Here is a 25,591-nt window from a genome sequence, read left to right on the forward strand (position 1 = left end):
AATAACTTACAACAGCTTCTATCATAATCTATTGCTTATTGCCTATTGGGGTGTAATTAATTATCTTTGCCGCCTCTATGGGCTCAAAAAAAACAGTGGCATTTCATACATTAGGGTGTAAACTGAACTTTTCAGAAACCTCCACCCTTTCGCGTATGCTTGAAAATGAAGGGTTTGAGAAAACTGCTTTCGAAAATATTGCAGATGTGTATGTAATTAATACCTGCTCAGTAACGGATAATGCCGATAAAGAATGCCGGCAGCTGGTACGGCGGATCCAACGCAAATCGCCCGAAAGTCTGGTAGTGATCACCGGCTGTTATGCCCAGCTGAAACCTCAAGAAATTGCCTCCATCCCCGGGGTGGATATGGTATTGGGTGCTGCTGAAAAATTCAACATAGCCCAGCATTTAAAAGAGCTTACCAAAGGCGATGCCGCCAAAATATGCAGTTGCGATATTGAGGACGTAAACGGCTTTCACTCCTCCTTCTCCATACATGATCGTACCCGCACGTTTTTAAAAGTGCAGGACGGCTGCGATTACAACTGTTCTTTTTGCACCATTCCCATGGCACGGGGCAAAAGCCGCAGCGACTTAATTGAAGGCGTAGTGGCCAATGTAAAAAAACTGGCCGCCAATGGCGTAAAAGAGATCGTATTGACCGGGGTAAACCTGGGCGACTTTGGCAAAGGACAGGATAATAGTGATGCTGCCAGTCCGCGTAACCGGGAAGAGAATTTTTATGAGCTGGCCGTTGCGCTCGATAAACTGGAAGGCATTGAACGGTACCGCATATCGTCAATAGAACCCAATTTATTGACAAACGCCATCATTGAGCTGGTAGCCAACAGTAATAACTTTATGCCGCATTTTCATATTCCCCTGCAAAGCGGCAGCAATCGCATTTTGGGATTAATGAGAAGACGCTACCGCCGGGAGTTATATGCCGAACGCGTAAAACTCATAAAAACCCTGATGCCGCATGCAGCCATCGGTGTTGACGTAATTGTCGGTTTCCCGGGCGAAACGGAAGAAGACTTTCAGGAAACATTCAATTTCCTGCACGAACTGGATGTAACCTATCTGCACGTATTCACTTACTCTGAAAGGGATAACACCCACGCCCTTACGCTGGGTCCCGTTGTTCCCATACCTGTGCGTCACGAACGCAACAAAAAACTGCGCAATCTGTCGTACATGAAAACCCAATACTTTAACCAGCAATATGCCGGACAAACACGTAAAGTGCTGTTTGAAGAAAACGAAAAAAGCGGCATGATGGAAGGTTATACCGACAACTACATAAAGGTAGTAGCTCCTTACAAACAGGAATGGGTAAATCAAATTGTTGACTGGAAACTGTAAAAGTCCATTAACCGCGTAATTACGACATACCCAGATTAGCTATTTTTTGCATAGAATAAGCATTTTCCCGTATTATTTTGGAAAATGATTATGCGATATAATTGCATAAATAAAGTAGATTACACCCGGTTAATAGTAGCTCCCGTTTTCACAAACAGGGAATCATGGTTATAAGCTCTGGAGTAGTACATTTTACACTGCTCAAAAACTTATTATGCTCGCAGCATCCCATCCGTTGAACATCTTGGTGGTAGAAGATACCGAAAGTGATTTTGTTCTTTTTTGTGAGTATTTGAAATTAAGTAAGCTTTCTACCGGTAATATATACCATGCCGAACAACTCGGCGATGCGCTTCTATTGGTACACGAACACCAGCCCGACCTCATTTTTCTTGACCTGAGTTTACCCGATAGCGATGGCATCAATTCGTTTGAACGATTGAATGCTGAAGCCCGTCATATACCTATTGTTGTTCTATCGGGCTTATTAGACAGGCAGGTAGCCTTACACTCCATTTCACTGGGTGCGCAGGATTACCTGATGAAAGATGAATTGGATGAAAAGGTACTTATCAAAACCATTCAATATAGTATTGAACGGAAAAAGATCCTGCAAAAAGTGGTGGAGAATTTTGAACGCTATAACACCCTTATTAAAGCCACCAGTGATACCATTTGGGATTGGGACCTCCGTACCAATGATGTGCTTTGGAATGAAGGCATTTCTTCCATCTTCGGATTTCCGTCAACTGCCGTTCAAAATGCCATTGAATGGCATCATCAGAATATTCACCCCGATGACCGGGAACGAATTTTACAAACTATTGAGGAGTGTATGCGCGAGGGCCGGGACCACTGGCAGGAAGAATACCGGTATAGATCAGCTAATGGCGTATACAAATTTGTATATGACCGGGGTTATATTTTAAAGACCGAACACAACAAGCCCTATCGAATACTGGGTGCCATGATGGATATTACCGAGCGCAAGAAAATGCAGGAAGAAAGAGTGCGCAACCAGATAGAAACTCAAAAGCTTATTACCCAGGTCACCATTCAAACCCAGGAACAGGAACGCCGGGAGATCGGTCGTGAATTACACGATAATATCAACCAGATCCTGGCCACTGCCAAGTTATGTGTTGATATGGCGTTACATGAAGAGGAGCATCGCAAGGAACTTTTGAGCAAGAGCTACGAAAACATTACCAAAGCCATAAACGAAATACGCGTTTTGTCAAAAACGCTTGTACCTCCCTCCCTGGGCGATATAGGATTGAAAGAAGCCCTGCTGGAACTGATTGAGAACTTAACGATCTCTACAGACCTAACAATCAGGATAAAAGCCAGCGACCATCAGATTGAAGAGATGTCGAACAACAAAAAGCTCATTATGTACCGCATTGTACAGGAGCAGCTGAACAACATCCTAAAACATTCAAACGCTACGGAAGCACTGATAGAATTGAAGACCATGCGCAGCTGGGTCCACTTATATATTAAAGACAATGGCATTGGCTTCGATACCCGTAAAAAGAACCGCGGCATTGGATTGAACAATATCATTAGCCGGGTTGAGATGCAGGATGGAAAAATGGAGATCATCAGTTCGCCGGGAAAGGGATGTTTGCTTAAGATTGAAATTCCTGGATAAAGTATAACTATTTATTTCAAAAGTTCCTCTGGTTACCGGTTCCCTGATACCGGGTACCGGGTCTCCATTGCAGATTAAAAAATACAGTTCAACACTCCTGTATTCCCGGGTAAACGACAACCAGCAACCGAAAGCTCAACACTATTCAGGAAAGTACTTATTCAAAATATCCTGCAGCATTTCAGAAGTCAATGGTTTATTCCTGAATTCATTCACCGATTGAATGTTCCGGGCTTTTAACTCATCTTCCGGATTAAAGGAGGTAGTTAGCATAACCACAATAATACTGCCTTTATGTGCTTCGGGCAGCGCTTCGTATTTCTCTAAAAACTCCCACCCATCCATGGCCGGCATATTGATATCGAGAAAGATAATTTCAGGGGTTGGGCATTCCCTGTTTAACGGTTCCGGATTTCGGGCACAGGACAAATACTCCAACGCTTCCCGGGCACCCGGAATGACCTTAATGTAATCGATACACGCCAACTCCTCTACAGCCAGTCTGTTTAAAAAATTGGTAGGCTCATCATCATCAACCAGCAAGATGCAATTCAATTTCACCTTCATAACAAAACGGATTTTTCGATATTAAAGTGACCTCAATAAAGATAACCATTAACCTGAATTAAAATCTGATTAATTTTTAAACATCTATATGTTCAACTATGTGTTAGGTATACAAATAAAAAAGGCCAGCAGTCAAAACAACTACTGGCCCTGCAAACCTATTGATCTGTAAAAGCGGTTATTCTACTTTTTTAGTGGCTGAAATTTCTGCTACCGTACCAAACCAACCGTAGATCTTTGTTTTACCGGTTGATTGCAGGTTAACCACATTTGCGGGTACATTGGTCAGCACTTTACCAAACAATCCACTATTGGTTAACTGTGCCTGCACCTGCTGCATAAAGTCATACGAAGGTCTCGACAAAGAGCGGAACAACACCCTGACTACGTCCCCTTTTTCATAAGGTTTTTCACCAGAGGTAACGCCATCACGGAAAGGCGGAATAAATGCAAAGCCATCAGAGATCTGATCATCACCAGTACCAAAGGTGCCATCAGCGCTTAACATTTCACCTACATAATGGTTCGGCTCACCATTCCGGTAGGTACGGATCCAGGTAAAATCCACCGCACCGGTTGGGTCATGCGCATAGAGTTTCACATAAAACCCTTCTTTATCTTCACCATCGGCTTTCTTGAACTCAGAAGTAACCGAATCAATAATAGAAGAACGTTTCAGCTCGTCTGTAGCTTCAAACTGTTCACCTTTCCAGTTTATGTTTAATTTATAAGAATGGCCTACTACACCAATGGAGGCAGCACCAGCATCATAATTGTACCCGCCGTTTGCATAGGTGAACGGATACGATTTACCAGTCGTAACGTCTGTTACAGTGATCTGCGCATCGCTGATGGCTTCAGGAGCACTCTGTGTCTCATATTCAGTAGCCTTTAAAAATTTGATAGTTTGCACGCCGGGTTGATCGGTGATCCAGGCATCCACATAAGGGAACCCGCTGCCATTGGGCAGATCGAGGTCGATTACCCGTTCACAGGCAGTTAAAGAAGCACCTAACAGAACAACTGAGATATATTTGATTGCTTTGTTTCGCATTGTGTTATTTTTTAGAAGGAATGGACTTCACGTTGAGCGAAGCACTTAGAATTTGAAATTCCAGGTTACAGAAGGGATCAGCGAGCCGATGATCGACAGGCGGATGGCTTCTTTCTTTTCAGGCTCGTCCTTGTTTTGCTGGAAATAGATGCTGTATGCATTTTTATGCGCATACACGTTATAAATACCAAACACCCATTCCTGTTTCATTTTCTTACCCTGGCGTCCCTGCATAGTTGCTGATACATCGAGGCGGTGATAAGCAGGCAGTCTGAAATCGTTGCGTTTGTTAGTACTGTTATAGGGGATCGGCATTCCCTGAATATCTAACTTCGAATCGGGGAAGGTAGAAGGTGTACCGGAACCAAAGGTAAAGTTGGCCGAGAACTGCCATTTTTCACTTCTGTTGTACATTACACAGCTATTGAGCACATGCGTACGGTCGTAGCGGCTCAGGTACCAGTCGTCATTGCTGATGCCGGCAGTCTTGCGTAATGATCTTGACAACGTATAGTTCACCCAACCCTGCCATTTACCGGTTTCCTTTTTCATTTCCACTTCCACCCCATATGATTTTCCTTTACCGGTAAGCAGGTCTGCTTCTACCAGTTGGTTCAGGTCAAGGGTGGCATTATCGATATAATCCAGCAGGTCATCCATCTTTTTATAGAAGGTCTCCACAGAGATCTCTATCGGCCAGCCGCTGGGCAGTGTAACAAAACCCACTGAATACTGATCGGTCAGCGATGGTTTTATATTGTTGGTGCTGGGGAAATATAGGTCAACCGGTGTAGGTGAAGCCGTATTACTTAACAGGTGTAAATATTGTGTTGTGCGGCTATACCCAGCTTTGAAGAACGTGTTCTTCTTTATCTCATACCGTAATGACAAACGTGGTTCAAAGAACACCCAGTCATTAACCGGCTTTTTGCTGGTTACGTCTTCTGCGTAATCGAGCGGTTTGCGCACATTAGGGGTGGTATCCCTGAAATGAAACACCGTAGTGTTACCCAGGTAAGCATAGCGGTTCAACCGCACGCCGGCCTGTATTTGCCATTGGGGGTTTAACTTCCAGGTATCTTCCAGGAAGGCGGCTGTTTCAGCACCATACCGGCGGTCCAGTTCAATCTGATTTTTTGACCCTTCACTGTTTGCCACACCTTTACCAGGGTAGAAATTATAATAAATGGCATTCACCCCTGTTTTGATCGTGTGCTTATTGCTGGCAAACCAGGTAAGCGAAGGCTTTATACCATAGGTTTGAATGTCTGAGGTCCAGTCGTAGCCCTGTTGAATTTCATCATCCGATTTAAACGCCAGACTGTAATTATATTTAGAATAATACACGCTGGTGTTCAGGAACAATTTGCGGTTAAACAGGTGGTTCCAGCGGAAAGTACCGGTGGTATTGCCCCATTTGAATTTTACCTGGTTGCCAAAACCAAATACATCCTGTCCAAAATAACCACTCAGGTAAATGGTATTCTTGTCGTTCAACTCATAATTCAATTTGGCAGTAAGGTCATAGAAATACATGGTGCTGTTGCGGTCTTCCTCTTTAAGGAAAGGTTTGGCCAGCACATCGATGTACGACCGGCGGGCAGCCACCACAAAAGAAGAACGGTCTTTTTGCAGGGGGCCTTCCACCGCCACGCGGCTGAACACGTTACCAATACCGCCATTCACATGATATTTCTGGTTGTTTCCTTCTTTCATGCGAATATCGAGCACAGAAGAAGTACGACCACCATACTCGGCTGGGAAAGCGCTTTTATACATGGTCACGTTCTTTACCGCATCGGGGTTAAATACAGAGAAGAAACCCAGCAGGTGCGAAGAATTGTAAACCGGCGCTTCGTCCATGATGATGAGGTTTTCATCAACATTACCACCACGAACGTTAAACCCAGAAGAGCCTTCACCCACGGTAGTAACACCAGGTAAAGTGAGCAGGGCTTTTACCACATCAGGCTCCCCCATAAAGGCGGGGATCTTTTTAATTTGGGCGGCGCTTAATTGTTGAATACCCATACCTACGGTATTGGTACGGCGTAATCTTTTTTCACCGGTGATCACTACTTCCGCCATATCCTTACCGCCGGCAGGAAGCGAAATATCAAAAGTTGAATTGCCTTTCAATTCAATTTCTTTCTGAATTGTTTTATAGCCTGAATACGTGATCGACATGGTATATTTACCAGCAGGAAGGGTTACAGAATAGTAACCGTATGAATTGGTCATTACCGCAACACCAGAAGGCTGCATGGTTACAGTAGCATTGATCAGCACTTCACCACTGCCTTCATCTTTAACATACCCATTAATGGTATATTTTGAAGTTTGGGCATGTAAGGGGCCCATAGCAAAAAGCAGCACCATGCAGGTTACACAAAACCGAAGCACCTTGTTTGATGGTGCAACAATCCTTTTTAGTAATTCATGGCTTTGATTACTATTAAAAACCGGGACAAGAGAAAAACACATCAACTGTCGAATCATAAAAATTGAGGTTTGAGCATATTTGACAACGGGGATGATGGTCACCCCTATTTCATTACAATATTTTTTTAAAAAACTTCCATAAGGCGATATGGTGAACACATGAGGCAAGAATCGTATACATCGTTGCAAAGAAAAAACAGTTTGTAGCAATACACACAGAAATATTACATGATAAATTCCATACTACCCAAACACCAGCCTTATAAATGGGTAGACGAATAACTCCTTTTCAGATTGCAAAATTCAAACAAAAAGATGAGCTATTTAGCCATTTGGCCGATAACTCACCGAGATTTTACCAATCTGTTTCGTACCGGAATGAGTATTATTCTGTACCTGAATTCGACAGCAAGAGTAGCAGCATACTGGTGATCTTCCTGTCAGACTCTTTTCAGATATATTGAAACAAGCCTTTTCCCCGGTCACAATCCCATCCGAATGCCATCCGAATCCCATCCGAATGCCATAGACTATGGGATTCGGATGGCATTTTGGTGGCATGCTGGTGGGATAAGTATCGGCTATCCGCTATATCTGGAATGAATCCGACAAGAACTATTGGTGAAAATTTGCTCGGGTCTGCGCGCTATTTGCAAGGGGGCTTGTTTGGCATTTGTTCGGCTTTTGCCAAAGAAAACCAGGTGTTTCCCCAGGGAAAACCCAAAGGAATCCCGAAGAAAAATGCGTCTGCGCCTTACTAAAGAGTTTCGTTTCAGTCACTTACAACGTTGGAATGAGAATGCATGTATGATATTAAATTATTAATCAATCGATTCTACGATCTTCTCACTCCCATTCCAATAGCTACAATGGCGCTCCGCCTCGGCAGAGCGCCATTAAAACAAAAAGCCCCGACGGTATCGCCGGGGCCTGTCCATAATGACAAATATTTTACTTGATGCAAGGAGTAAACGATTCCACGTATTCAGCGGCTACGTTATTTCCACCGCATTGGCCAGGCACCCAGGCGCCTGATTTAAGATACACGCGTACCACTTCCTTTTCATTGGCATTCGGTTCTTTTACTTCGACATCGCCACGTACTGGCACTGCCTTTTTGATTGCACCGGTAGCGTCAATGATCATTTTAATTTTGACATTGCAGTCTACTGCAGGATCCAAATTAGCCTCAATAAGGTTTTTGTTTACAAACTGTCCCCATGCAGATGTACCACCGGGATATTCCGGTTTTTTTTCTACGCTGGTATATACAGTCAGGTTAAGCGCAGGATCATTATAAGACTGGCAGCCGGCCGGTTGCGGGTCATGAGCTGTTTTAACCGCAGGACCGGACCATAATGAAAATAAAAGGGCAAAAAAAGTGATCGAATTCATAAGAAATACGGATTTAGGGCCATTCATATGGAAAAGCCGCGCCAATATATAGCTTTTTTTGATCTGTTCAAATGTTCTTAGGCATAAAATAAACAACCCTCAATGGCGCAAGCGTCCACTTGTGCCAGATTACTTCACAAAGACCCCGACAGCACCGCCGGGGTCTTACTTTCGTTATAAATTAAAAGGAGCTTAATGTACTTCGCTTCCAGCCTTCGGCTGTTTTGATGTAGATAAAATTATCATCCCAGCTCATGTCTCCTACATTACCGTTAGCATCGGAGCTTGATGTAGGCGTATATTTTTTACGAAGCCGGAACTGACTATAGCCGTTATCACCGGTAACATCCAATTTGGACGTAATACCTGAATCAGGATCCAGGCCAATGCTTGTTTTGCCATTGGTCGTGTTTAGTTTCACATCCCCATTCACTGTTTCCAGGGCTCGTAAGTTATAGGCGGCTCCGGTAACGGAAAACAATATTCTCAAGCCTGTTTCTGTGCCATCGGTAGAGTCAGCATTACTCCCTCTATTGACCAATTTATTGATTTCAACCAATGTTTGGGCCGCCCTACCGCTATTGGGTAATGGCGGCTGAGTTGTGAAGGTGTGAAATGTAGTTACCTCCGTATATCCGGGGCTATTAGTTGTGCTATAAAAGCCTCCAGCAACAGGAACGTAATAATTTCCACGTTGACTCGGTGGGTTTGTAGACAAAAACCAGGGGGCCAACACTCCAACAGTACTTTGAATATTACCACTTGCAAAATTCAATGTTTCTGTTTGTGGCCCGGTAATACTAAACTTAAGATCACCTGTCATCCTCAACCAGGCATCTCCGACATAAGCTGGATTGGTTATATTAATATCATTGCCAAACCAGCTTTTGCCATTAACCTGCAATTTAAAATTATTGTCAGTTTCCGTTCCAATCAATAAATTACCTGTATTGGTCCAGCGGCCACGTTTAAGATTATTGGTATAGAAGTCGATATGATTATTATCCAGCGTACCAAATTTACCGGTGGTGCCAAAACTGTTTCCACCCTGCAACCAGGCACCGGATAATTTTAGTGTATCGACACCGATAATATATAAACTATCATCAACCTTTGTCACCAGTCTTCTAAATTCTGTACGGCCCGAATAAAAAGCCCGGTACATTCTGGGTATGGTTCTCGATGATCAGCTCGGCCGTATCACAGGTGTTCGTGATCTTTACACTATCTGCTTTGATGGTGTAAACGTAAGGCGTACGGGGCGTTTGGGCCGACAAGGTTTTTTCCAGGCATACAAGTGCTAGGAGGAACACAATTCTTTTCATATATGGTTTATGCTATTTTACGGATTGGTTTACGTTGATATTACTTCCATCTTATCCAAACCTCGCCGTCACTCAGTAACTCTATGGTTGTTTTATTAGGAATGACGTTGCTGGTTGTATTGTCGGGCAGTGTTACCGGGGACGCAAATGTCCAGGAATTGCTGCTGCTGTTCGCGTTCTGATTCCAGATATAGATCTTCTTACCGGTATAGCTGGCGGCAGGCGGCAAGGTAACAGTGTGACCGGGATGGCTTTGCAAATTGGGAAGCTTAGTAAGGGCGTCCACAGAAGCTGTGATATCTACAATGTCAACAGTATTTATAGCCAATGCGGGCGTAAGGGCTGATTGAGCCTGCTTTTTAACCTGGCCGTCATTAGCACTTATTACCAACACACTGTCCTGGCTGTTGGTGGAGATAGGTAGGCCAGGTATTTTAAAGCCAAGGTTCAACCCAATCTCCTCATTATTTCTCACAAAGCTAAACCCATCATTACTTTGCACCAAGGTCGTATGAGAACCAATACCGATATTCCAACAAGAAGTTATCACACTCTCACCTTTATTCAAATAAATCCCAGTTTGGGTTGAATTTTCAATATTATCGCTAACTAAATTAATAGTTCCGCCATTAGAATGAAGGTCGAGCGACAGCAGATCATAGTCGTCCACGTTAGTAGAAAGACCTACCTCCTTCCAGTTTCCTGTAGTTAAATCTGTAACATATTCATTTAAAATAAAACCTCCAGGGTTAAGCCACATTTGTCCGACTTTAGAAGTATAAGGTGTAGTGCTAGTGACTAAACCTCTAATCTGTCCGGAATTTAAATTCAGGGTGTTATTTCTAATTAAATCCGGATCACTTGTGTTATTCCAAATCCAGCTACCTTTACTGGGATCCATATTTAACGCAGCGCTTACCGTACCATCGACATTGTTTGTTTTGAAGCCTATTTTACTAAAATCAGTCAGGTTCATAGAATGAAATGCACCTTTATGTAGATGGTTATCATCATAAGTAAGATCGGCATTGGCGAAATTTTTATACCCTCTTCCCAGGTGAATGGTATCACCACCAACAACAACCGATGTATCATCAAATTGAGTTATTCTTCTAAACTCGGTCCTACCCAGACCTTTATTATACAAAAAGCCGGGCACTGTTTGCGTATGGTTCTCTATGATCAGCTCTGCCGTATCGCAGGTATTAGTAATCTTTACACTATCAGCTTTGATACTGTAGATGTAAGGTGTACGGGGCGTTTGCGCGTGGGCCATCTTTTCCACACACAACAGGACAAGGACAAACAATATCTTTCTCATATATCGTAATACGTTACTTTAGGTTAATTCTTATTATTCTACTTCAATTACATTAAAAATTTCAACAACTCATTTATATTGGTGATATGTAACACTTTCACCCGCTCGTTATCTTCTTCAGGAGTAAACGAATACGCATTCAGACGACCCAGGAGATAATTCATATTCTTTTGCTGAGCAGTGGAAGCCTCTTTCCGGCTAACCATCTGCAGCTTGTTCCGCTCATTAAATGTGAGAAAGAAGTTACCATTTGCCAATGCCGCTTTTGAATAAGGCTGATAATTATTCTTTTGCTTTATATCAGTAAAAAGCGACTGTACTGCTTTCACAAACAATGAATCATTATTCACGAAAATAGAACGCACCTCTCTTACTGCGTCATTTTCGGTTGCTGTATAACAGGTAACCAATAAAGAATCTTTGGCTCCTTGTAACACGAAGATCGTTTTACCAAGAAAAGCACTAATGGTAAAATCCTTATCCTTCACTGGCAGGGAAGCGATCTTATCAAATTGCTCACTTATTTTTTCCCGCTTTACCTGAGAAAACGCAACATTCATCATTGACAAACAAACCAGGACACAATACAATATTCTTTGCATAAAGATTAATTTCATTTAAGGTTTAGTGTTTACCGAGTGGCTGACACCTTTTATTAAAGGTTGTTAATAAGGTAGCCGACACCATTCGGGTATGACTCTCAATAGTCAACTCCGCCGTATCACAACTGTTCGTGATCTTTACGCTATCAGCTTTGATGCTGTAGATGTAGGGTGTACGGGGCGTTTGAGCGTGTAGGGTCTTTTCCAGGCATAATAGTGCCAGGAGGAACATAATTCGTTTCATATATGGTTTATGCTATTTTACGGATTGGTTGGTTTGTATTGTGGTTTTTGCTGGCGCAAGCGTCTGCTTGTGTCGATTGTGCTTCATTATTTACGATAATTCAATCACTCTCTTTTTAAGTTTCATTATTACTATTCTTTTTGCCGGCCTCTCCATTATCGAGGTCGGCCCTACTTTTATAATAATCTCCCGGTATTCAAATTCGCATTTCCAGCTCATCATTCATGATATACGTTAAAAAGTTGCTTACTACCTGCCTGGCACAAGCGGATGCTTGCGCCTGGTTACTGAACAATGGCAAACTTGTGCCACTTTTGGTTCAATGGTTTATTATCTAATTTCACCAATTTATAATAATCATAACAATAAAAAAGGCGGCAAATAACACTTTACCCGACAAAGACAAAACTGTTAAACCATCAAACTCCTTTACAACTAATGACTTTTTAGGTTTTTTTACATTAAGCCATACTTTTACAGTTGTTGTACTTGTCGCTATCTTAGTAGCACTTTCATTAACAAAATATTTAATTTTATATTTTTTATTATCAGCAGAAGAAATAAACTCAACAACTCTTTTTATTTCAATATCGCCTTCCACACATTCATCTTTTATCACCCCTTCAACATATACCCCATTACGCGTTTTAATTATTCTATATATTTCTTGCGAAACGCTTAAAAGAAGAATGAGTGATAAAAGTGAATAAATCATTACATCCCATTGATTAGGTTTCAAGACCCTAACAAGAATAAAACTTACCCCTATTAATACAATTAACTCTATGTGTTGCTTTTTCATACCCCAATTTTATTTAACAGCATTATATAAAGCAGTTACAATGGTTGGCCATTTTAAATGACCTGCTCTGCCCCCTGCACTGACTTCTAAACTATAACCCGCAACCTTTGGTGTTTCAATTTTTGCACGTAGTCCTAAACTAAAATGCCTCCCCATCATTGCCTCAGCTTGTATATCTGCTCCTCTATACGACCCAATTGTATTTAAAACTCGTATAGCAGGTTTAAAGTCACCATATTTAGCACTACTAATCGGAACGGGGGTTTTAAGTGACCCATTGAATGGAATTACTCTTACCTCTGTCTTAGTATTCGGTATTTTGTAATTAACATAAGATCTATTTACAGTTACAAAATCTGCATAAAATCCTTTATCATCTTCTGAAGTTATTCCAACTTGACCACCATATTGAACCATAGTACCGGTAACCTTTCTACCAAAAACATTAACATCAACTGATTTTTTCACCTGAGCACTTGCATAAACATCAATATCTTCAAATGGAAGCAAAGGCTTTATCGGGGCATCCCAAAAAATTGTTTTTAAAAGATTTCGATCAATCGGGGTTGTATAAACCTGAGGATTAAATGGAACCCATGTTTTCCCGTTAAGCCAATAATATTTTGTCTCATCACTAACATCTGACTCCCGAGAAAATACAACAACTCCATTAATCTTATTTAGTGTTTCTCCAGGCTTTAATTGTTTAACATATTCCTTAAAAATATCACTTTTCTTAAACTCGTTATTTTCAGGATCCTGATCCCAAAAATTTACAGGTGTGGAAGGTTCTTTAGACGCCGAACTTTCTGAATTATTTACATTTTTATCACCTTCAAGGCCATCTATATCAATTGATAAAATTGGACTATTTCCTGCAAATTGATAAGGAGTATAGAAAGGATATTTTTCCGATAAGGGATCCACACTCAAAAACCTCCCCAACCTGGTATCATACACCCGCATGCCATAATCCTGCTGCTCACCCTCGCCCTTCACCTCATTATCGTTCTCCTTACCATTAAACCCATATCTATATCCTCCAGCATTAAAGCTCCTTCCCGGCTGCAACATCCCAAATGGATAATAATCCTGTGCACTTACAATCTGCGGATTGAAATAATCAATGGTGGTGTTGTTGGTAGATACACCGAGTTTTTTATCGTTTAGTGTTACCAGTACGTTGCCCAAGTGGTTGCTTAACTCAAAGAGCTTATTTCCCCTGCCAAAGTTAACACTCAAAGCGGTACCCAGCAATGGCATAGTGGTATCGGCGGCGGCATAATCCTTAGTCAAATCCAGGCTGCGTCGTAACAATCCCAGTCTGCTGCTGCCATATAAATGCAGTTCTGATTGCGTAAGGTGGCCATTATTTACTGCCGGTCTCCCTGATTCGTACACGCTCATCACATTGCCACTTGCATCGCGTACATACCAGGTGCGGGCAGTATCGGTAGATCCTGGCTTTATAACCATTTTACTGATCCGGTTTCCATCTGTGCCGTACGTGTAACTAATAACGGTTCCGTCATCCTTTTTGATCTGGCTGATCTTTCCGTAAACCGTCCAGTTGATGCTTTTAATGCTATCGGCAACGTTCTTAACCAGATTTCCAATAGAATCATATTCAAAATTACCAGCAGTCTGTGCATCGATATCCACATCGTAATTACCTGCAGGTACGGTATCATGCACATAATCCAGTTGATTGGTGAATGGCTTATAATGATAAGTCAGTTTATCCATTTCCGCTTGCTTGCCACCAGCCGTATTTCCATTTCGGCTGTAGGTTACAATATTTCCATTGCCATCATAGCTTACCCGTTCCTGGAAGTCGCCATTGGCCAATTTGGCAATATCGCTCCAGTCATTGCTTTTCTTTTCCCAGGCATCCATCGCCACCAGGCGATTAAGCTGGTCATATTGATAATTATACAATAATGGCTTGTGTAACGCGTCAACATTCACCGCCATGCTGCTGATATTTCCATTGTATAATGGATGGTATTCACTTCCCAATTTCACATCTGCATCTTGTGAAGCAGCGCCGCTGATGGCCTTGTAATCGCCTTTGAAATAATTCAGCATTACATTGTAGGCTGACTTTCCTACCACACTTCCGGTGCTTCCATCTGGCTTTAACGTATAGCCGGATGTAACGATATCCGGATTGATCGCTTTCATCCACACCTGCAGGTTATAGGCATAATTTATCCCCTGCACCTGTTGCTCGCCCAAAACAGTACGCCCTAATGGGCCGTGATCATAATACTGATAGAACGCATCATTGTCCCAGTTTACGCTATCTGCACTGGTAAGCACATTGGTGATCCGGTTCTCGGCATCGTACACATACCGATGATAGAAGGCATCGGGCTGCCCTGGCTGGCAACTTACCCTTTCCGCTAAAGTCATCCGCTCATAATCCTACAGGTGATCATCACCCATTTATGATCACTCTATTTTTAACCAGCTATGTAACACTATCAACTTCTGTTGTGTCACTCACTTGTACGTTCCATAATTCTACTCAGCACTCATTTCAAAGAACTTTTATAACATGTTGGTCCATTTTTATGTTGTGAATTCCGTTCTTCGCCTGCCTTTATTAAACGATGATCAACTCTGCCGTATCACAACTGTTCGTGATCTTTACACTGTCAGCTTTAATGCTGTAGACATAAGGCGTACGGGGCGTTTGGGCGGACAAGGTCTTTTCCAGGCATAAAAGTACCAGGAGGAATAGAATTCGTTTCATGATAAAGATTATGCTATTTCAAGGTCAATTATTTTGGTTGGCTATCTAGGGTATTAGTCCTTAAATATTTTAATAATTCATTCCACTTATCAATTTTTAAGTCCTTCATCCACCTGCTAGGTCTAGAAAAAGGCACAACCGAATATGCATTAAGACTACCAAGAATTGATTGCACCATCGCAAGTTGATTTCGCGAAGCACCTTTCTTGCAAAATATTTGCAATCCATCCACGTCATAAAATGTCAGACAAAGGTTCAGGCCACTTGTTAGCCTTTCTCTCGTGTAAGGTTGATAACTATGATTTTGTTTTATATCGTTATAAAGCGCACTTACTTCTTTTGTAAATAAAGTATCATTATTAACCAAAATTGAGTACACAGCTCCGATCTCATCGTCCATCGTTATAGCATAACTAGAAACCAATAACGAATCTTTGGATCGTTGAATAACATAGACCCTATCACTTAAATAAGCACTTACTATAAATCCACTATCTCCCATTTTTAACGATGCAATTGTATCGAGTTGAGAAGCTTTGCTTCCACTTATTGATTGTGAAAGCAATGAGTTCTCCATCAAGAGAAAAAACAGAGTGCAATACATTAATTTGTGCATATTAATAGAATTTAATACTTATACTTTGGACGAGCATTATTTAGAATTATATTAAATAATGCCGACGTAACAAAAGAAGGAGTTTCATTCGCAACATTAAAAGGAAGTGGCTTTTCCGTGAAGCCTTGATGATCTCTTCCATCTCTCCATAACGTCATCCCATTTTCAGGTGCGGTTCTTAAGAAAATATTATTAATCTGCATAGCATACAAAAGATCCATTTTATGAATTCCATTTTCCCCTTCTCCACCTAAACCATGCCCTATTATCTCATGTGCGGCCAACTCGGCTAAAGGAGGTCTTCTAGTAATCAATCCCTCTTTTGTTGCAGACAGGTAATTTAATTTTATATCTGAGTTTGTAATTAAAATGGTATGAGAGCCCAAATAGCTACCATCATTCTTATCTAAAACTGTCCAATTCCCTCCTGGTCCATCTTGACGACTCTCTGCTTCACTACCATTAAGGAGCCAAAGTTTAGTAATTTCCTGCGCTTTATCGCTTAATCTATCCTCTCGAGTCATTATTTCAACAGTGTGAAGCTTTGTCGAATTTATTGCACTATAATAGCCAACCGCCAAAATCTGGTCATCTAAACTTAAATTCTTAATAGCGTTACCAAACTCTTTCTCATCAATTGTAGCAAAATTATTACCATCAAGTTTAAACAAACTTTGTAAGTTATCCCTACCCGGGCCTTTAAATGTCCCCAGTATCGTAGCCCTTAATTGTTTGGCGCTTTCTATGTTAATCCCACCCAATGTATCTGCTTGGTCTCCATTGATATCATTAAACCAAATCGGATTGCCACCAAAGGTACTATAACCACTTATCCCAGTTATTGGCTTCGGATCAATATTCCATCGTCTTCCAATACGACTGTCATACTCCCAGAATAAAGCCGTTGTTGACCCTTCAAAAACTTCATCACTCTTTTCCTGCCCGTTAAACCCATACCTGTACCCACTCACATTCACACTCCTACCCGGCTGCAACATCCCAAACGGATAATAATCCTGCGCACTTACTATCTGCGGATTGAAATAGTCAATGGTATTGTTGTTCGATGAAACACCCAGCTTTTTATCATTCACCGTTACCAGTACGTTGCCTAAGTGATTGCTTAACTCAAAGAGCTTATTTCCTCTGCCAAAGTTAACACTCAAAGCAGTACCAAGCAATGGCATGGTGGTATCGGCGGCATCGTATTGTTTAGCCACATCCAGACTGCGCCTTAATAATCCTAACCGGCTACTACCATACAAATGCAGCTCTGATTGCGTCAGGTGGCCATCATTTACCGCTGGTCTTCCCGATTCGTACACACTCATCACATTGCCACTCGCATCGCGTACATACCAGGTGCGGGCGGTATCGGTAGATCCTGGCTTTATAACCATTTTACTGATCCGGTTTCCATCGGTGCCGTACGAGTAACAAATTACTGTTCCATCTTCCTTTTTGATCTGGCTGATCTTTCCATATACCGTCCAACTGATGCTGGCAATACTATCTGCCACATTTTTAACCAGGTTACCGATAGCGTCATATTCAAAATTTCCGGCAGTCTGCGCATCGATATCCGCATCATAGTTACCTGCCGGCACCGTATCATGCACATAATCCAGCTGGTTGGTATTTGGTTTATAGTAATAGGCCAGCTTATCCATTTCCGGCTGTTTGCCACCTGCCGTATTTCCATTTCGGCTGTAGGTCAGGATATTTCCATTGGCATCATAGCTTACCCGTTCCTGGAAATCGGTCGTTTTGGCAATGGTGCCCCAGTCGTTGCCTGTAGTTTTCCAGGCATCCATACCTACCAGGCGGTTGAGCTGGTCATACTGGTAGTTATACAACATCGGACTGTTCAACGCGCCTACGTTCACCGCCATGCTGCTGATGTTTCCATTGTACAGCGGGCGATAGTTACTGCTATCATTCAACCTGGCGGTCAACGATGCATCCCACGGAGTAGCTCCACTAATTGCTCTGTAATCTCCTTTGTAATAATTCAGCATCACATTGTAGGCTGATTTACCTACCACACTTCCGGTGCTTCCATCTGGCTTTAACGTATAGCCGGATGTAACGATATCCGGGTTGATCGCCTTCATCCACCCCTGCAGGTTATAGGCATAATTTATCCCCTGCACCTGTTGCTCACCCAAAACAGTACGCGCTAATGGGCCGTGATCATAATACTGATAGAACGCATCATTGTCCCAGTTTACGCTATCGGCACTGGTGAGCACATTGGTGATCCGGTTCTCGGCATCGTACACATACCGATGATAGAAGGCATCGGGCTGCCCTGGCTGATAACTTACCTGGTTCACTTTTCCGCTTACCAGGTCAAAGTCATAGGCAATTTTCTTGAAACGGTTGTTAGTCGCATTCAATACTCCAAACCGGTAATCCTGTAACAGGGTATCTACATTCCCTAAGATATCATAGCTATAATAAGTAGCAGTGGCAGACTTAAGACTATCCAGGTCCTTCGCGGTATTATACAGGGCAGTCCAGGCCACGCGGTTACGTACATTGCGTGCCGTCAGATAATAACCGTGTAGAGGCGAATATTCCTGATCATACATGGTTCTGGTTATCTGCTCCGCTGTACCCGCGGCATTTGTTAACCAGTTCTTCAACAATTGTTGGTCTCTGCTGGTGGCATCTGCCATGGTCGAGCTGCTTGTCAGCTGTCCTACCTCTGTAATACGGCCTATATCGTCATACTTCGTATAACTGTATTGTGTACTGTCTTTTTGTTTTGCATTCTGAGAAACGCTTAATCGTCCTAATCTGTCGTACCAGAAGTTGCTGGTACCGCCATCGGGCGAGTGTTGCGCCACAACCTGGTTTAACGTATTGTAGCGGTAGTCGGTGTACAAGGTGTGTGAAAAAGGCAGCTCCACCCCTGCTTTTCTGGCCGTTTGTACCTGTACTGTATCATACTTATGTACACCTGCCGGTGGTACTGTCCGGATCAAATTTCCCGCCTGGTCGTAATAATATAATGTATAGTGATATTCTTTCTTTTTATAAGTAACCGTAAACGATTCAAACCGGTATGCCTGTAAACATTTCTCTATATACTTTCTTTCAAATGCACCTGTTAATGAGTCGGTATATGCCTTGTACAACTCGGTGCCCTTGCTTACAGCAAAGAAGGTACTGTCGTCACAGGGGCCAGCGGGGTCTATCACTAACGGTGGGATCACCGGTGCTGCTCTGCCACATAAGGTGGGCCCTTTATAATCATTGTAACAATGTCCATCTCCACTACAAACCAATGCCGAGTTGGTTAGCGCCAACTCCCCAACAGTAATGCCCATATTTGTATACTGAGGCGACACTAACTCATCTACACCTATTGCCCAGGGAACCAGGCTTACTGTTTCATCGGTAGCGCCCAGGCTTATTTCATGATCGTAACAATTGGCGCCCGGGTTCAATGCCAGCATCAACATTTTCTGGTTGTTGTCGCCCGCCATTGTAAACCGGCCATTATTGCTTTTCGCAATGCGGCCAATGGTTTGCGTACCTGGAAGGTTAGTTTCATTCGACCACAACAAGGTGCCCGCTGCATTTACCTGTTGCCAGATAATATGCGCACTGTTATTGCCGGTTTGCGCTACCATATACCCGCCATCGCCGGTCGGGTATACAGAGGAGGTAACCATTCTATTGCTTCCGGCAGGGATATTGAATCGCTTGTATGATATTACTTCACCTGTTCTGCTTAAATTGATCACGCCCGCCTGAGCATTTACAGTACCCAGTTGCTGCGCACTGTTTACCATCACCATATAACCATTCTCAGTAGGATAAATATCCCTGAACCAGCAACTGCGGGTGGTATCTGTACCATCGGCATAATGCCAGGAACCCATGAGTGTCCCATTGTCTTTATTCACCCGGTGCACCACGCCATAGTACCGGTCGCCCAGGTTGGGGTCATAGGCAGCGCCACTCACCAGGATCGTATCATCCTGTTCTAATAATCCATAGGAAGGAACGCCATTATAACTTATAGAATCGGTTTCACCGGGAATACATACTGTACTGTTGTTCTGCAAACGGCTGGTGCCAAACCGGCGCACCCAACTGATCGTACCATTTGCCTGTAACCGGCTCAGTAAAAACTCGCCATGTCCGGCATGCTGATTATAAATACCCAGTGCAGCATATCCGCCATCGCTGGTTTGAATAATATCATACCCATGCTCGCCAAAGGGTGTACTGAACCCGATCGTTTTTGTCCAGCTTGTATCTCCGTTAGCGCTAACTTTTAAGATCCAGACCGCACCAGAGGAATAGTTCCCTGAATGGGTGGTACCTATCGCTATATATCCATTATCGGTAGTACGGCGAACACGCAATAAGGTGTCACTGCCCATTCCTCCATAATGCTTAGACCATTGCCTGTTGCCCAGACTGTCGGTTTTTATCAGCACGCCATCTTTTGCTAGCGGACTGGTAATATTGCCGGCCATAATATAACCCCCATCGGGTGTTGGCTGAATATCCTGCAATTTGCCATTCTCGTCGATCACAGTTTCATACAGGTTACCAATCCGCTGGTCGGTGCAGTAGGATATGTTACTGATGCTGCCAGCCGAATCGAGACAGGTTTGTCTGAACTGCAGGTATTGCCAGGCCTGCATTGAATAACCCAGATGGGTATTCATATAGTTCTGGAAGAGGATATTCCGTTTTTGCTGAACCGGATCATCACCCTCCGCTACGCGCGGGGTATCGTTCGGGAATTCCTGCTGGTAACGCTGGTAAAGGTCATCAAACGTTTTACAGCTGGCACATACTTCTTCTGAGTTACACTGTAATGCGGGCGGCAGATAAATGGGCTGCTTCAGGTTCGCGCAAACATAGCCTGCCTCGCCGGGTATCGGTGTACTGTTACACAGGTTCAACAAGGTTTGCAGATCATTGTCGCGCATGGTTACGCCCTGGGTCCTTTTCAGATAAGCAGCAAACGACGCATCGTTTCTGCCCAACACAGCGTTGCCTGTTATATAGCGGGTATGAAGCTCATTAAGGATCTTACATTCACAATCAGCAGGCTTGCCGGTAACCGGCCTGTCGAAGTAGACAGGTTGTTTGTCGTATGGTGCAGGCATGGTGATCACATACGCATTGCATTCCTGTCCGTACGGAATATTATGTTTAGCATTAAAGTCTTTTATAATTTCCTCGAAGTTGTGATAGCCTTCGTAGTTTGAACCGGCTGGCAAACTGCTGGCGCCATATAGATGGTTATTATCACAAGCCTTGTAGCATAATCCATACAATAAATTCAATAACGCCTCTTTGGTAGCTGCATCGGGAAAAGCACAAAGCGATAACTGGTTTGCCCATTGTTTTTTCAGGGACAGGCAATTGGCAATATACATTGAATCCAGCTGTTTCTGTCCTTCTGCCTTCGCTTGTTCAATATTGTCGGGATTGGTTAATTTATCGAGTTTTTGTTCTGTAATAATCGTTTTAATATCCTCATTGAATTGCGGTGTATGCTTGGCATCGATCAATTGGGAACGCTTGGGCATCTCGGGATAAGCCGGGTTGGCTGGCTTGCAGGTTACATTTTTGATCAGGTCATTTATTATCTCCTGCTTGGCGGCCAGGTACATCTGGCGGAACGATTGCCAGGCCAGGTCCAGATCGCCATCGCACCAGGTAGTATCGAAATTGTGCGATTGATCTTTATTGTAATACTTTACACATTCGGCATTACCGGAATCACATTTAATAACGATGTTGGCCATACTCCACATGTTCAGCCATGTACCATCTTTCAACTGTATGTACCTGGTAAGCTTTTCTTCCAGTTTTGCTTTCGTCGCCGGACGTAAGGATATTAAAGGGTCAAGGTTGTTATCGTTTTTAGGATATTTACTGTATTTACTATCGCTAATACCAGTTGGGTTTAAATAACCTCCGGTCAGAGCATCTCTATAATTACCGACCGCTTCCATTTTGCGGTCCCACAAACTGCTGGCCTTCAGCGATTCCAGTTCCTGCAATTTGCAATACTCAGGGTGGTAAGGCAATAAGGCTTCAGCCCACGTGCTACGGAAATTCTGGGTAAACTCCACTTTTGACAATGTCTGCGGATCAACCAGCAAACCACTCTCCAGATCGTATACTTTATCTGGTTCGCCGCTGGCATTCTTATATACTATATCATCCAACTGGAATACAGGTGTATAGCGATCTTCGTTTTTCGGGTCTATATAAAATATAGAATATTTATCCTCGCTTGTGGTTTTTGTTGTATCGGCATACTGGCCGTAAGGCGGGGTCAGATCCTGCAACATAGCCGTGCGAATAACATTGTCGTCTGAAGCGTTGTCACCGCATAATGCATCACAGCCTTCAACAGCAGTTTTGTAGGCCGCAGCAATTTGATCGGCATAAGCTGGCACCTCCTCAGCCGGAACATGTGCCTTTGCTATAAAATCGGCCCTGAACTGCTCAAAAGTACCCACCTCAGCCCGGCATTTGGCACAATCAGGTACACAATCCTGGCTTGTTTGCGCAATCAGGGTGCGTTGTTCATTTATAAAGTCCTGCAGCGATTTGCAGGTATTGTTGGGCAGGTATACGCTATCCCGGTAATAATTAAAGGCATCGCGGCTTATCGTCAACCGTTTGGTCACCTCATAGTTGCCTATTGATAAAGGCAGGGTAAACGTCAGGTCCATCGGGGTTGAAGTACAGGATGGCGCAATAGCTCCCAATGAAAAATTGTGCACAACGGTGTCAAATGCTTTTCCGCCCGGTAACGTCTGGTTGTTACATTTGTCGGTGATCGTTATTTGCAGATCATACAAACAACTATAGCATACATTCGAATCACACCCCTGCTCTATCAGCGAGGCCGGGTCGAGCTTGTATTTGAATTCATGGTTGCCCGCTGTTGAAACCACCAATGATTTCTGGTTGACCATGCTCCAGTTCTCGAGGTAACCGGTACCAGATCCTGCCAGGTTCTCCGTAACCACCGCACTATCGCACGACGACAGCGGAGCCATACTACCGGGGTTTTTGCCCGCCAGGGTAGTTGCAATGGTACGGCCATGCATATCTACATAGCTGATGCTGAGCTGCCCGTTGGCATCCTGCACCATGTTCTTAAAATAATGGGAATTATCGCCCACATCGGTACCAAACAATGCATCCAGTTCCCCCTGATCAGGAGTGCCATAAAAATATTTTGTTTCATGGGTGCTGCCCAACTGGTGATCGGGCCCTACCCCACTCTGCCGGCTGATCCGGCCGGTGTTATCAGCAGTATATTCCGTTTCAGTGAACGGATAATTTTTTGCATCGGGAATGAACTGGTTCAGCCCAATGGTCTTATTGGGATTGTTGGGTGAATAATAACGGCTGGCGCCCGAGGTCGAATTCATGCCGCCTGCGCCGGTATTACAATACATGTCCGGACTGATCAGCGTATCGAAATCGCTTTGGCTGTAATCCTGTCCGGGGTAATTGAGGCTTTTATTAAACCCTGCGGTATATTGAATAACGTTATTTAAAGAAGGGGCCGGCATTACCTGGATGGCAGGGCGCCCCTGGTAATCGTAAAAAGTTTCGGCAACGATCGTATTGTTATTGGTATTGTCTTTGGTAACGGTTTGGCGGCTGCGCAAACCACCATCAAAGTACTGAACAACCACTTTTCTTTTTCCTTCCTCCGCAAAACTGATGCTCGATTGCCAGTTCAGCATCCGTTCATGACCGGTAAATGTATATTGTCCCAGGCCGGCGGACGATGCATCGGAACTCCATACGGCTGCTATTACCGAATTTCCTTTACCAATCTGCACCGGCCGCACCCGGATGAAGAGGGTGCCGGAATTGTCGTACATCAGGGGTATGTTATACGAGTTATTGGTAGTACTTACGCGGGTAGCATTATTATAAAAGACCAATGCCGGATTCAAAGGATCACCATATTTATGATCGGCCAGGGCACTTGCATCGATGTACGTCCATTCCAGGTCATATTGATCAGCGCCACGTACGGCCGTCCAGCTTACCGGCAATTCATCGGTTTGCGAACCGGGTGATACGGCAATATTGGTCACTGTGTTGGTACAGGAGAATGTATATTTTGGCCGGGCCGTCAACTGGTTTTCCACCATCAGTACTGATGATACATCCCAGTTGGCCCCATTTACATTCACCTCCAATATCCTCACGGTCACTTTTCTTCCCCCATAGAAAGTAAAATTGTTACGGGCATTATAGGTTTGGCCGGTATCATAGGTAACGGTCAGCACTTTATCAAAAGAAGCCGTATCATTTCCATTACTGTAGGAGATGTGCACCCGCACATCGGCCTTAAATGCAGTTCGGATGTAAAGACCGGAGGCTTCATTTATTTTAAGTGTAATAATATTCTGTACCGAATAACCGGTATCTAAGCCAATGGCGGCCGCATTAAAGAAGGCTGAATCTTCTACGGTTACGGTAGAATCCTTATGTACCTGGTTTTTACCTCCATCGAGCACGGCCCTGGCAACAACGCCGCCGCCGTCGCCGGCACGAGCAATCGCTACACTACAAATAAAGCCGATCAGTAATACTATGCGGTAAAAGGAATGGGTCTGCATGTACGTCTTGTTTAGATCCAATACTGGTTATGATCTTTGAATAAGGTTATAATTTGGGCGATGCCAAAAAGATCTGGTAATCTTTATATGTTTCCGTTGGCGCATATTTTCCCTGGCCAAGCCGGGTAAAATACCGGGCTTCACTAAACAGCTCATCAGTAAACTGTCCCTGCCGGTACTGATTGAATACGATCTCTATCCGTCCTTCCGTTTGATACGGGCCGCCTTTGCCATTCTGCATCAACTGGTCCTTTTCCACGAGCCTTTCTGTATACAGATCGTACGATATTTTTTGAAAGTACCCTGTCTTCTCATCGACGGTCATCGTAACATGCTTATAGCTTTTGCCTGGCGGAAAAACCACATCCAGGGTAACAATACCTTTATTTCGTATTACCTGGGTCCGGATGCCATCAAAATGCGCCAACGTAGAGTCCAACATAGCAACGGGATCGGTCATTTGCATGGACCGCGGTGTTGACAGATAAATCAACTTCTCCCCATTATTAACCTGGATGGTATATTTATCGTTGGTGATCGTTTCCACTCCTTCGATCAAAAACCGCATTTGGTTTTTATTCAGTGCCACTTCGCCCGACATTGTATCGATGTAATTAGTGGGCTGATCGCTATTGGCATACCGGTATACCAGGTGAAAGCTCAGGTAATTCGCCGACCGGTAAGCCTGCTGCACTTTTTGCATAAACTGTTTTACCACGCTGGTGGTATCTGATGCGACTGCCGGTATGGTGGCCAGCAAACAACCTGCGAATACCAGTAGAATGATCCTTTTCATATACTATTT

Annotated in this window: 17 protein-coding genes; 2 read left to right on the forward strand and 15 right to left on the reverse strand. The window is 43.4% G+C overall.

Features of this window, described 5'->3' with window-relative positions; translation table 11 throughout:
• The first annotated feature begins 77 nt into the window (after positions 1-77).
• Positions 78-1,367, forward strand: a complete 1,290-nt coding sequence (mtaB, locus tag J7I42_RS29710) for a tRNA (N(6)-L-threonylcarbamoyladenosine(37)-C(2))-methylthiotransferase MtaB (protein WP_209143142.1) — start codon at positions 78-80, stop codon at positions 1,365-1,367.
• A 214-nt stretch (positions 1,368-1,581) separates the two neighbouring features.
• On the forward strand, positions 1,582-3,021 hold the full coding sequence (locus J7I42_RS29715) for a PAS domain-containing protein (protein WP_209143145.1): 1,440 nt from the start codon (positions 1,582-1,584) through the stop codon (positions 3,019-3,021).
• A gap of 141 nt (positions 3,022-3,162) precedes the next feature.
• Here J7I42_RS29715 and J7I42_RS29720 read toward each other — a convergent pair whose 3' ends face one another.
• The 15 genes from J7I42_RS29720 to J7I42_RS29790 all read right to left on the reverse strand — a co-directional run bounded on the left by J7I42_RS29720 (position 3,163) and on the right by J7I42_RS29790 (position 25,582).
• A complete protein-coding gene (locus J7I42_RS29720) occupies positions 3,163-3,588 on the reverse strand; it encodes a response regulator (protein ID WP_209143147.1) in 426 nt (141 codons plus the stop codon).
• Positions 3,589-3,766: 178 nt separating this feature from the next.
• On the reverse strand, positions 3,767-4,642 hold the full coding sequence (locus tag J7I42_RS29725; RefSeq protein ID WP_209143149.1) for a DUF4249 family protein: 876 nt from the start codon (positions 4,640-4,642) through the stop codon (positions 3,767-3,769).
• 45 nt (positions 4,643-4,687) lie between these two features.
• Entirely contained in the window at positions 4,688-7,141 is a 2,454-nt protein-coding gene (locus J7I42_RS29730; protein WP_209143151.1) for a TonB-dependent receptor, read from the reverse strand.
• 894 nt (positions 7,142-8,035) lie between these two features.
• The gene (locus tag J7I42_RS29735; protein WP_209143154.1) at positions 8,036-8,479 is read right to left on the reverse strand and encodes a hypothetical protein; all 444 of its coding nucleotides are present in this window, start codon (positions 8,477-8,479) and stop codon (positions 8,036-8,038) included.
• 181 nt (positions 8,480-8,660) lie between these two features.
• Entirely contained in the window at positions 8,661-9,644 is a 984-nt protein-coding gene (locus tag J7I42_RS29740; RefSeq protein ID WP_209143156.1) for a hypothetical protein, read from the reverse strand.
• Positions 9,607-9,804, reverse strand: a complete 198-nt coding sequence (locus J7I42_RS29745; RefSeq protein WP_209143158.1) for a hypothetical protein — start codon at positions 9,802-9,804, stop codon at positions 9,607-9,609. Before J7I42_RS29745 ends, J7I42_RS29740 begins: the two co-directional genes overlap by 38 nt.
• A gap of 40 nt (positions 9,805-9,844) precedes the next feature.
• On the reverse strand, positions 9,845-11,125 hold the full coding sequence (locus J7I42_RS29750; protein WP_209143160.1) for a hypothetical protein: 1,281 nt from the start codon (positions 11,123-11,125) through the stop codon (positions 9,845-9,847).
• A gap of 47 nt (positions 11,126-11,172) precedes the next feature.
• On the reverse strand, positions 11,173-11,727 hold the full coding sequence (locus J7I42_RS29755) for a hypothetical protein (protein WP_209143162.1): 555 nt from the start codon (positions 11,725-11,727) through the stop codon (positions 11,173-11,175).
• A 22-nt stretch (positions 11,728-11,749) separates the two neighbouring features.
• On the reverse strand, positions 11,750-11,971 hold the full coding sequence (locus J7I42_RS29760; protein WP_209143165.1) for a hypothetical protein: 222 nt from the start codon (positions 11,969-11,971) through the stop codon (positions 11,750-11,752).
• Positions 11,972-12,311: 340 nt separating this feature from the next.
• Positions 12,312-12,773 carry a hypothetical protein gene (locus J7I42_RS29765; RefSeq protein ID WP_209143167.1) on the reverse strand — a complete coding sequence of 154 codons (462 nt, stop codon included), beginning with the start codon at positions 12,771-12,773 and terminating at the stop codon, positions 12,312-12,314.
• Positions 12,774-12,782: 9 nt separating this feature from the next.
• Positions 12,783-15,188, reverse strand: a complete 2,406-nt coding sequence (locus J7I42_RS29770) for an RHS repeat domain-containing protein (protein ID WP_209143169.1) — start codon at positions 15,186-15,188, stop codon at positions 12,783-12,785.
• Positions 15,189-15,381: 193 nt separating this feature from the next.
• Positions 15,382-15,531 (reverse strand): hypothetical protein, encoded by a 150-nt coding sequence (locus tag J7I42_RS29775; RefSeq protein WP_209143171.1) that lies wholly within the window; start codon positions 15,529-15,531, stop codon positions 15,382-15,384.
• 28 nt (positions 15,532-15,559) lie between these two features.
• On the reverse strand, positions 15,560-16,147 hold the full coding sequence (locus tag J7I42_RS29780; protein WP_209143173.1) for a hypothetical protein: 588 nt from the start codon (positions 16,145-16,147) through the stop codon (positions 15,560-15,562).
• A gap of 11 nt (positions 16,148-16,158) precedes the next feature.
• A complete protein-coding gene (locus J7I42_RS35830) occupies positions 16,159-24,786 on the reverse strand; it encodes a DUF6443 domain-containing protein (protein ID WP_236065613.1) in 8,628 nt (2,875 codons plus the stop codon).
• Positions 24,787-24,832: 46 nt separating this feature from the next.
• On the reverse strand, positions 24,833-25,582 hold the full coding sequence (locus J7I42_RS29790; RefSeq protein ID WP_209143175.1) for a LolA family protein: 750 nt from the start codon (positions 25,580-25,582) through the stop codon (positions 24,833-24,835).
• Between the last annotated feature and the right edge of the window lie 9 nt (positions 25,583-25,591).

The sequence above is a fragment of the Niastella soli genome, assembly GCF_017742245.1.
GTDB classification, from domain to species: domain Bacteria; phylum Bacteroidota; class Bacteroidia; order Chitinophagales; family Chitinophagaceae; genus Niastella; species Niastella soli.

Excerpts from the sequence above, each read along its gene's own strand:
- J7I42_RS29750 (WP_209143160.1), bottom strand. The coding sequence starts at position 11,125 with ATGAGAAAGATATTGTTTGTCCTTGTCCTGTTGTGTGTGGAAAAGATG.
- J7I42_RS29765 (WP_209143167.1), bottom strand. The coding sequence starts at position 12,773 with ATGAAAAAGCAACACATAGAGTTAATTGTATTAATAGGGGTAAGTTTT.
- J7I42_RS35830 (WP_236065613.1), bottom strand. The coding sequence starts at position 24,786 with ATGCAGACCCATTCCTTTTACCGCATAGTATTACTGATCGGCTTTATT.
- J7I42_RS29745 (WP_209143158.1), bottom strand. The coding sequence starts at position 9,804 with ATGAAAAGAATTGTGTTCCTCCTAGCACTTGTATGCCTGGAAAAAACC.
- J7I42_RS29730 (WP_209143151.1), bottom strand. The coding sequence starts at position 7,141 with ATGATTCGACAGTTGATGTGTTTTTCTCTTGTCCCGGTTTTTAATAGT.
- J7I42_RS29760 (WP_209143165.1), bottom strand. The coding sequence starts at position 11,971 with ATGAAACGAATTATGTTCCTCCTGGCACTATTATGCCTGGAAAAGACC.
- J7I42_RS29725 (WP_209143149.1), bottom strand. The coding sequence starts at position 4,642 with ATGCGAAACAAAGCAATCAAATATATCTCAGTTGTTCTGTTAGGTGCT.
- J7I42_RS29755 (WP_209143162.1), bottom strand. The coding sequence starts at position 11,727 with ATGCAAAGAATATTGTATTGTGTCCTGGTTTGTTTGTCAATGATGAAT.
- J7I42_RS29740 (WP_209143156.1), bottom strand. The coding sequence starts at position 9,644 with ATGTACCGGGCTTTTTATTCGGGCCGTACAGAATTTAGAAGACTGGTG.
- J7I42_RS29735 (WP_209143154.1), bottom strand. The coding sequence starts at position 8,479 with ATGAATTCGATCACTTTTTTTGCCCTTTTATTTTCATTATGGTCCGGT.
- J7I42_RS29720 (WP_209143147.1), bottom strand. The coding sequence starts at position 3,588 with ATGAAGGTGAAATTGAATTGCATCTTGCTGGTTGATGATGATGAGCCT.
- J7I42_RS29770 (WP_209143169.1), bottom strand. The coding sequence starts at position 15,188 with ATGACTTTAGCGGAAAGGGTAAGTTGCCAGCCAGGGCAGCCCGATGCC.
- mtaB (WP_209143142.1), top strand. The coding sequence starts at position 78 with ATGGGCTCAAAAAAAACAGTGGCATTTCATACATTAGGGTGTAAACTG.
- J7I42_RS29780 (WP_209143173.1), bottom strand. The coding sequence starts at position 16,147 with ATGCACAAATTAATGTATTGCACTCTGTTTTTTCTCTTGATGGAGAAC.
- J7I42_RS29790 (WP_209143175.1), bottom strand. The coding sequence starts at position 25,582 with ATGAAAAGGATCATTCTACTGGTATTCGCAGGTTGTTTGCTGGCCACC.
- J7I42_RS29775 (WP_209143171.1), bottom strand. The coding sequence starts at position 15,531 with ATGAAACGAATTCTATTCCTCCTGGTACTTTTATGCCTGGAAAAGACC.
- J7I42_RS29715 (WP_209143145.1), top strand. The coding sequence starts at position 1,582 with ATGCTCGCAGCATCCCATCCGTTGAACATCTTGGTGGTAGAAGATACC.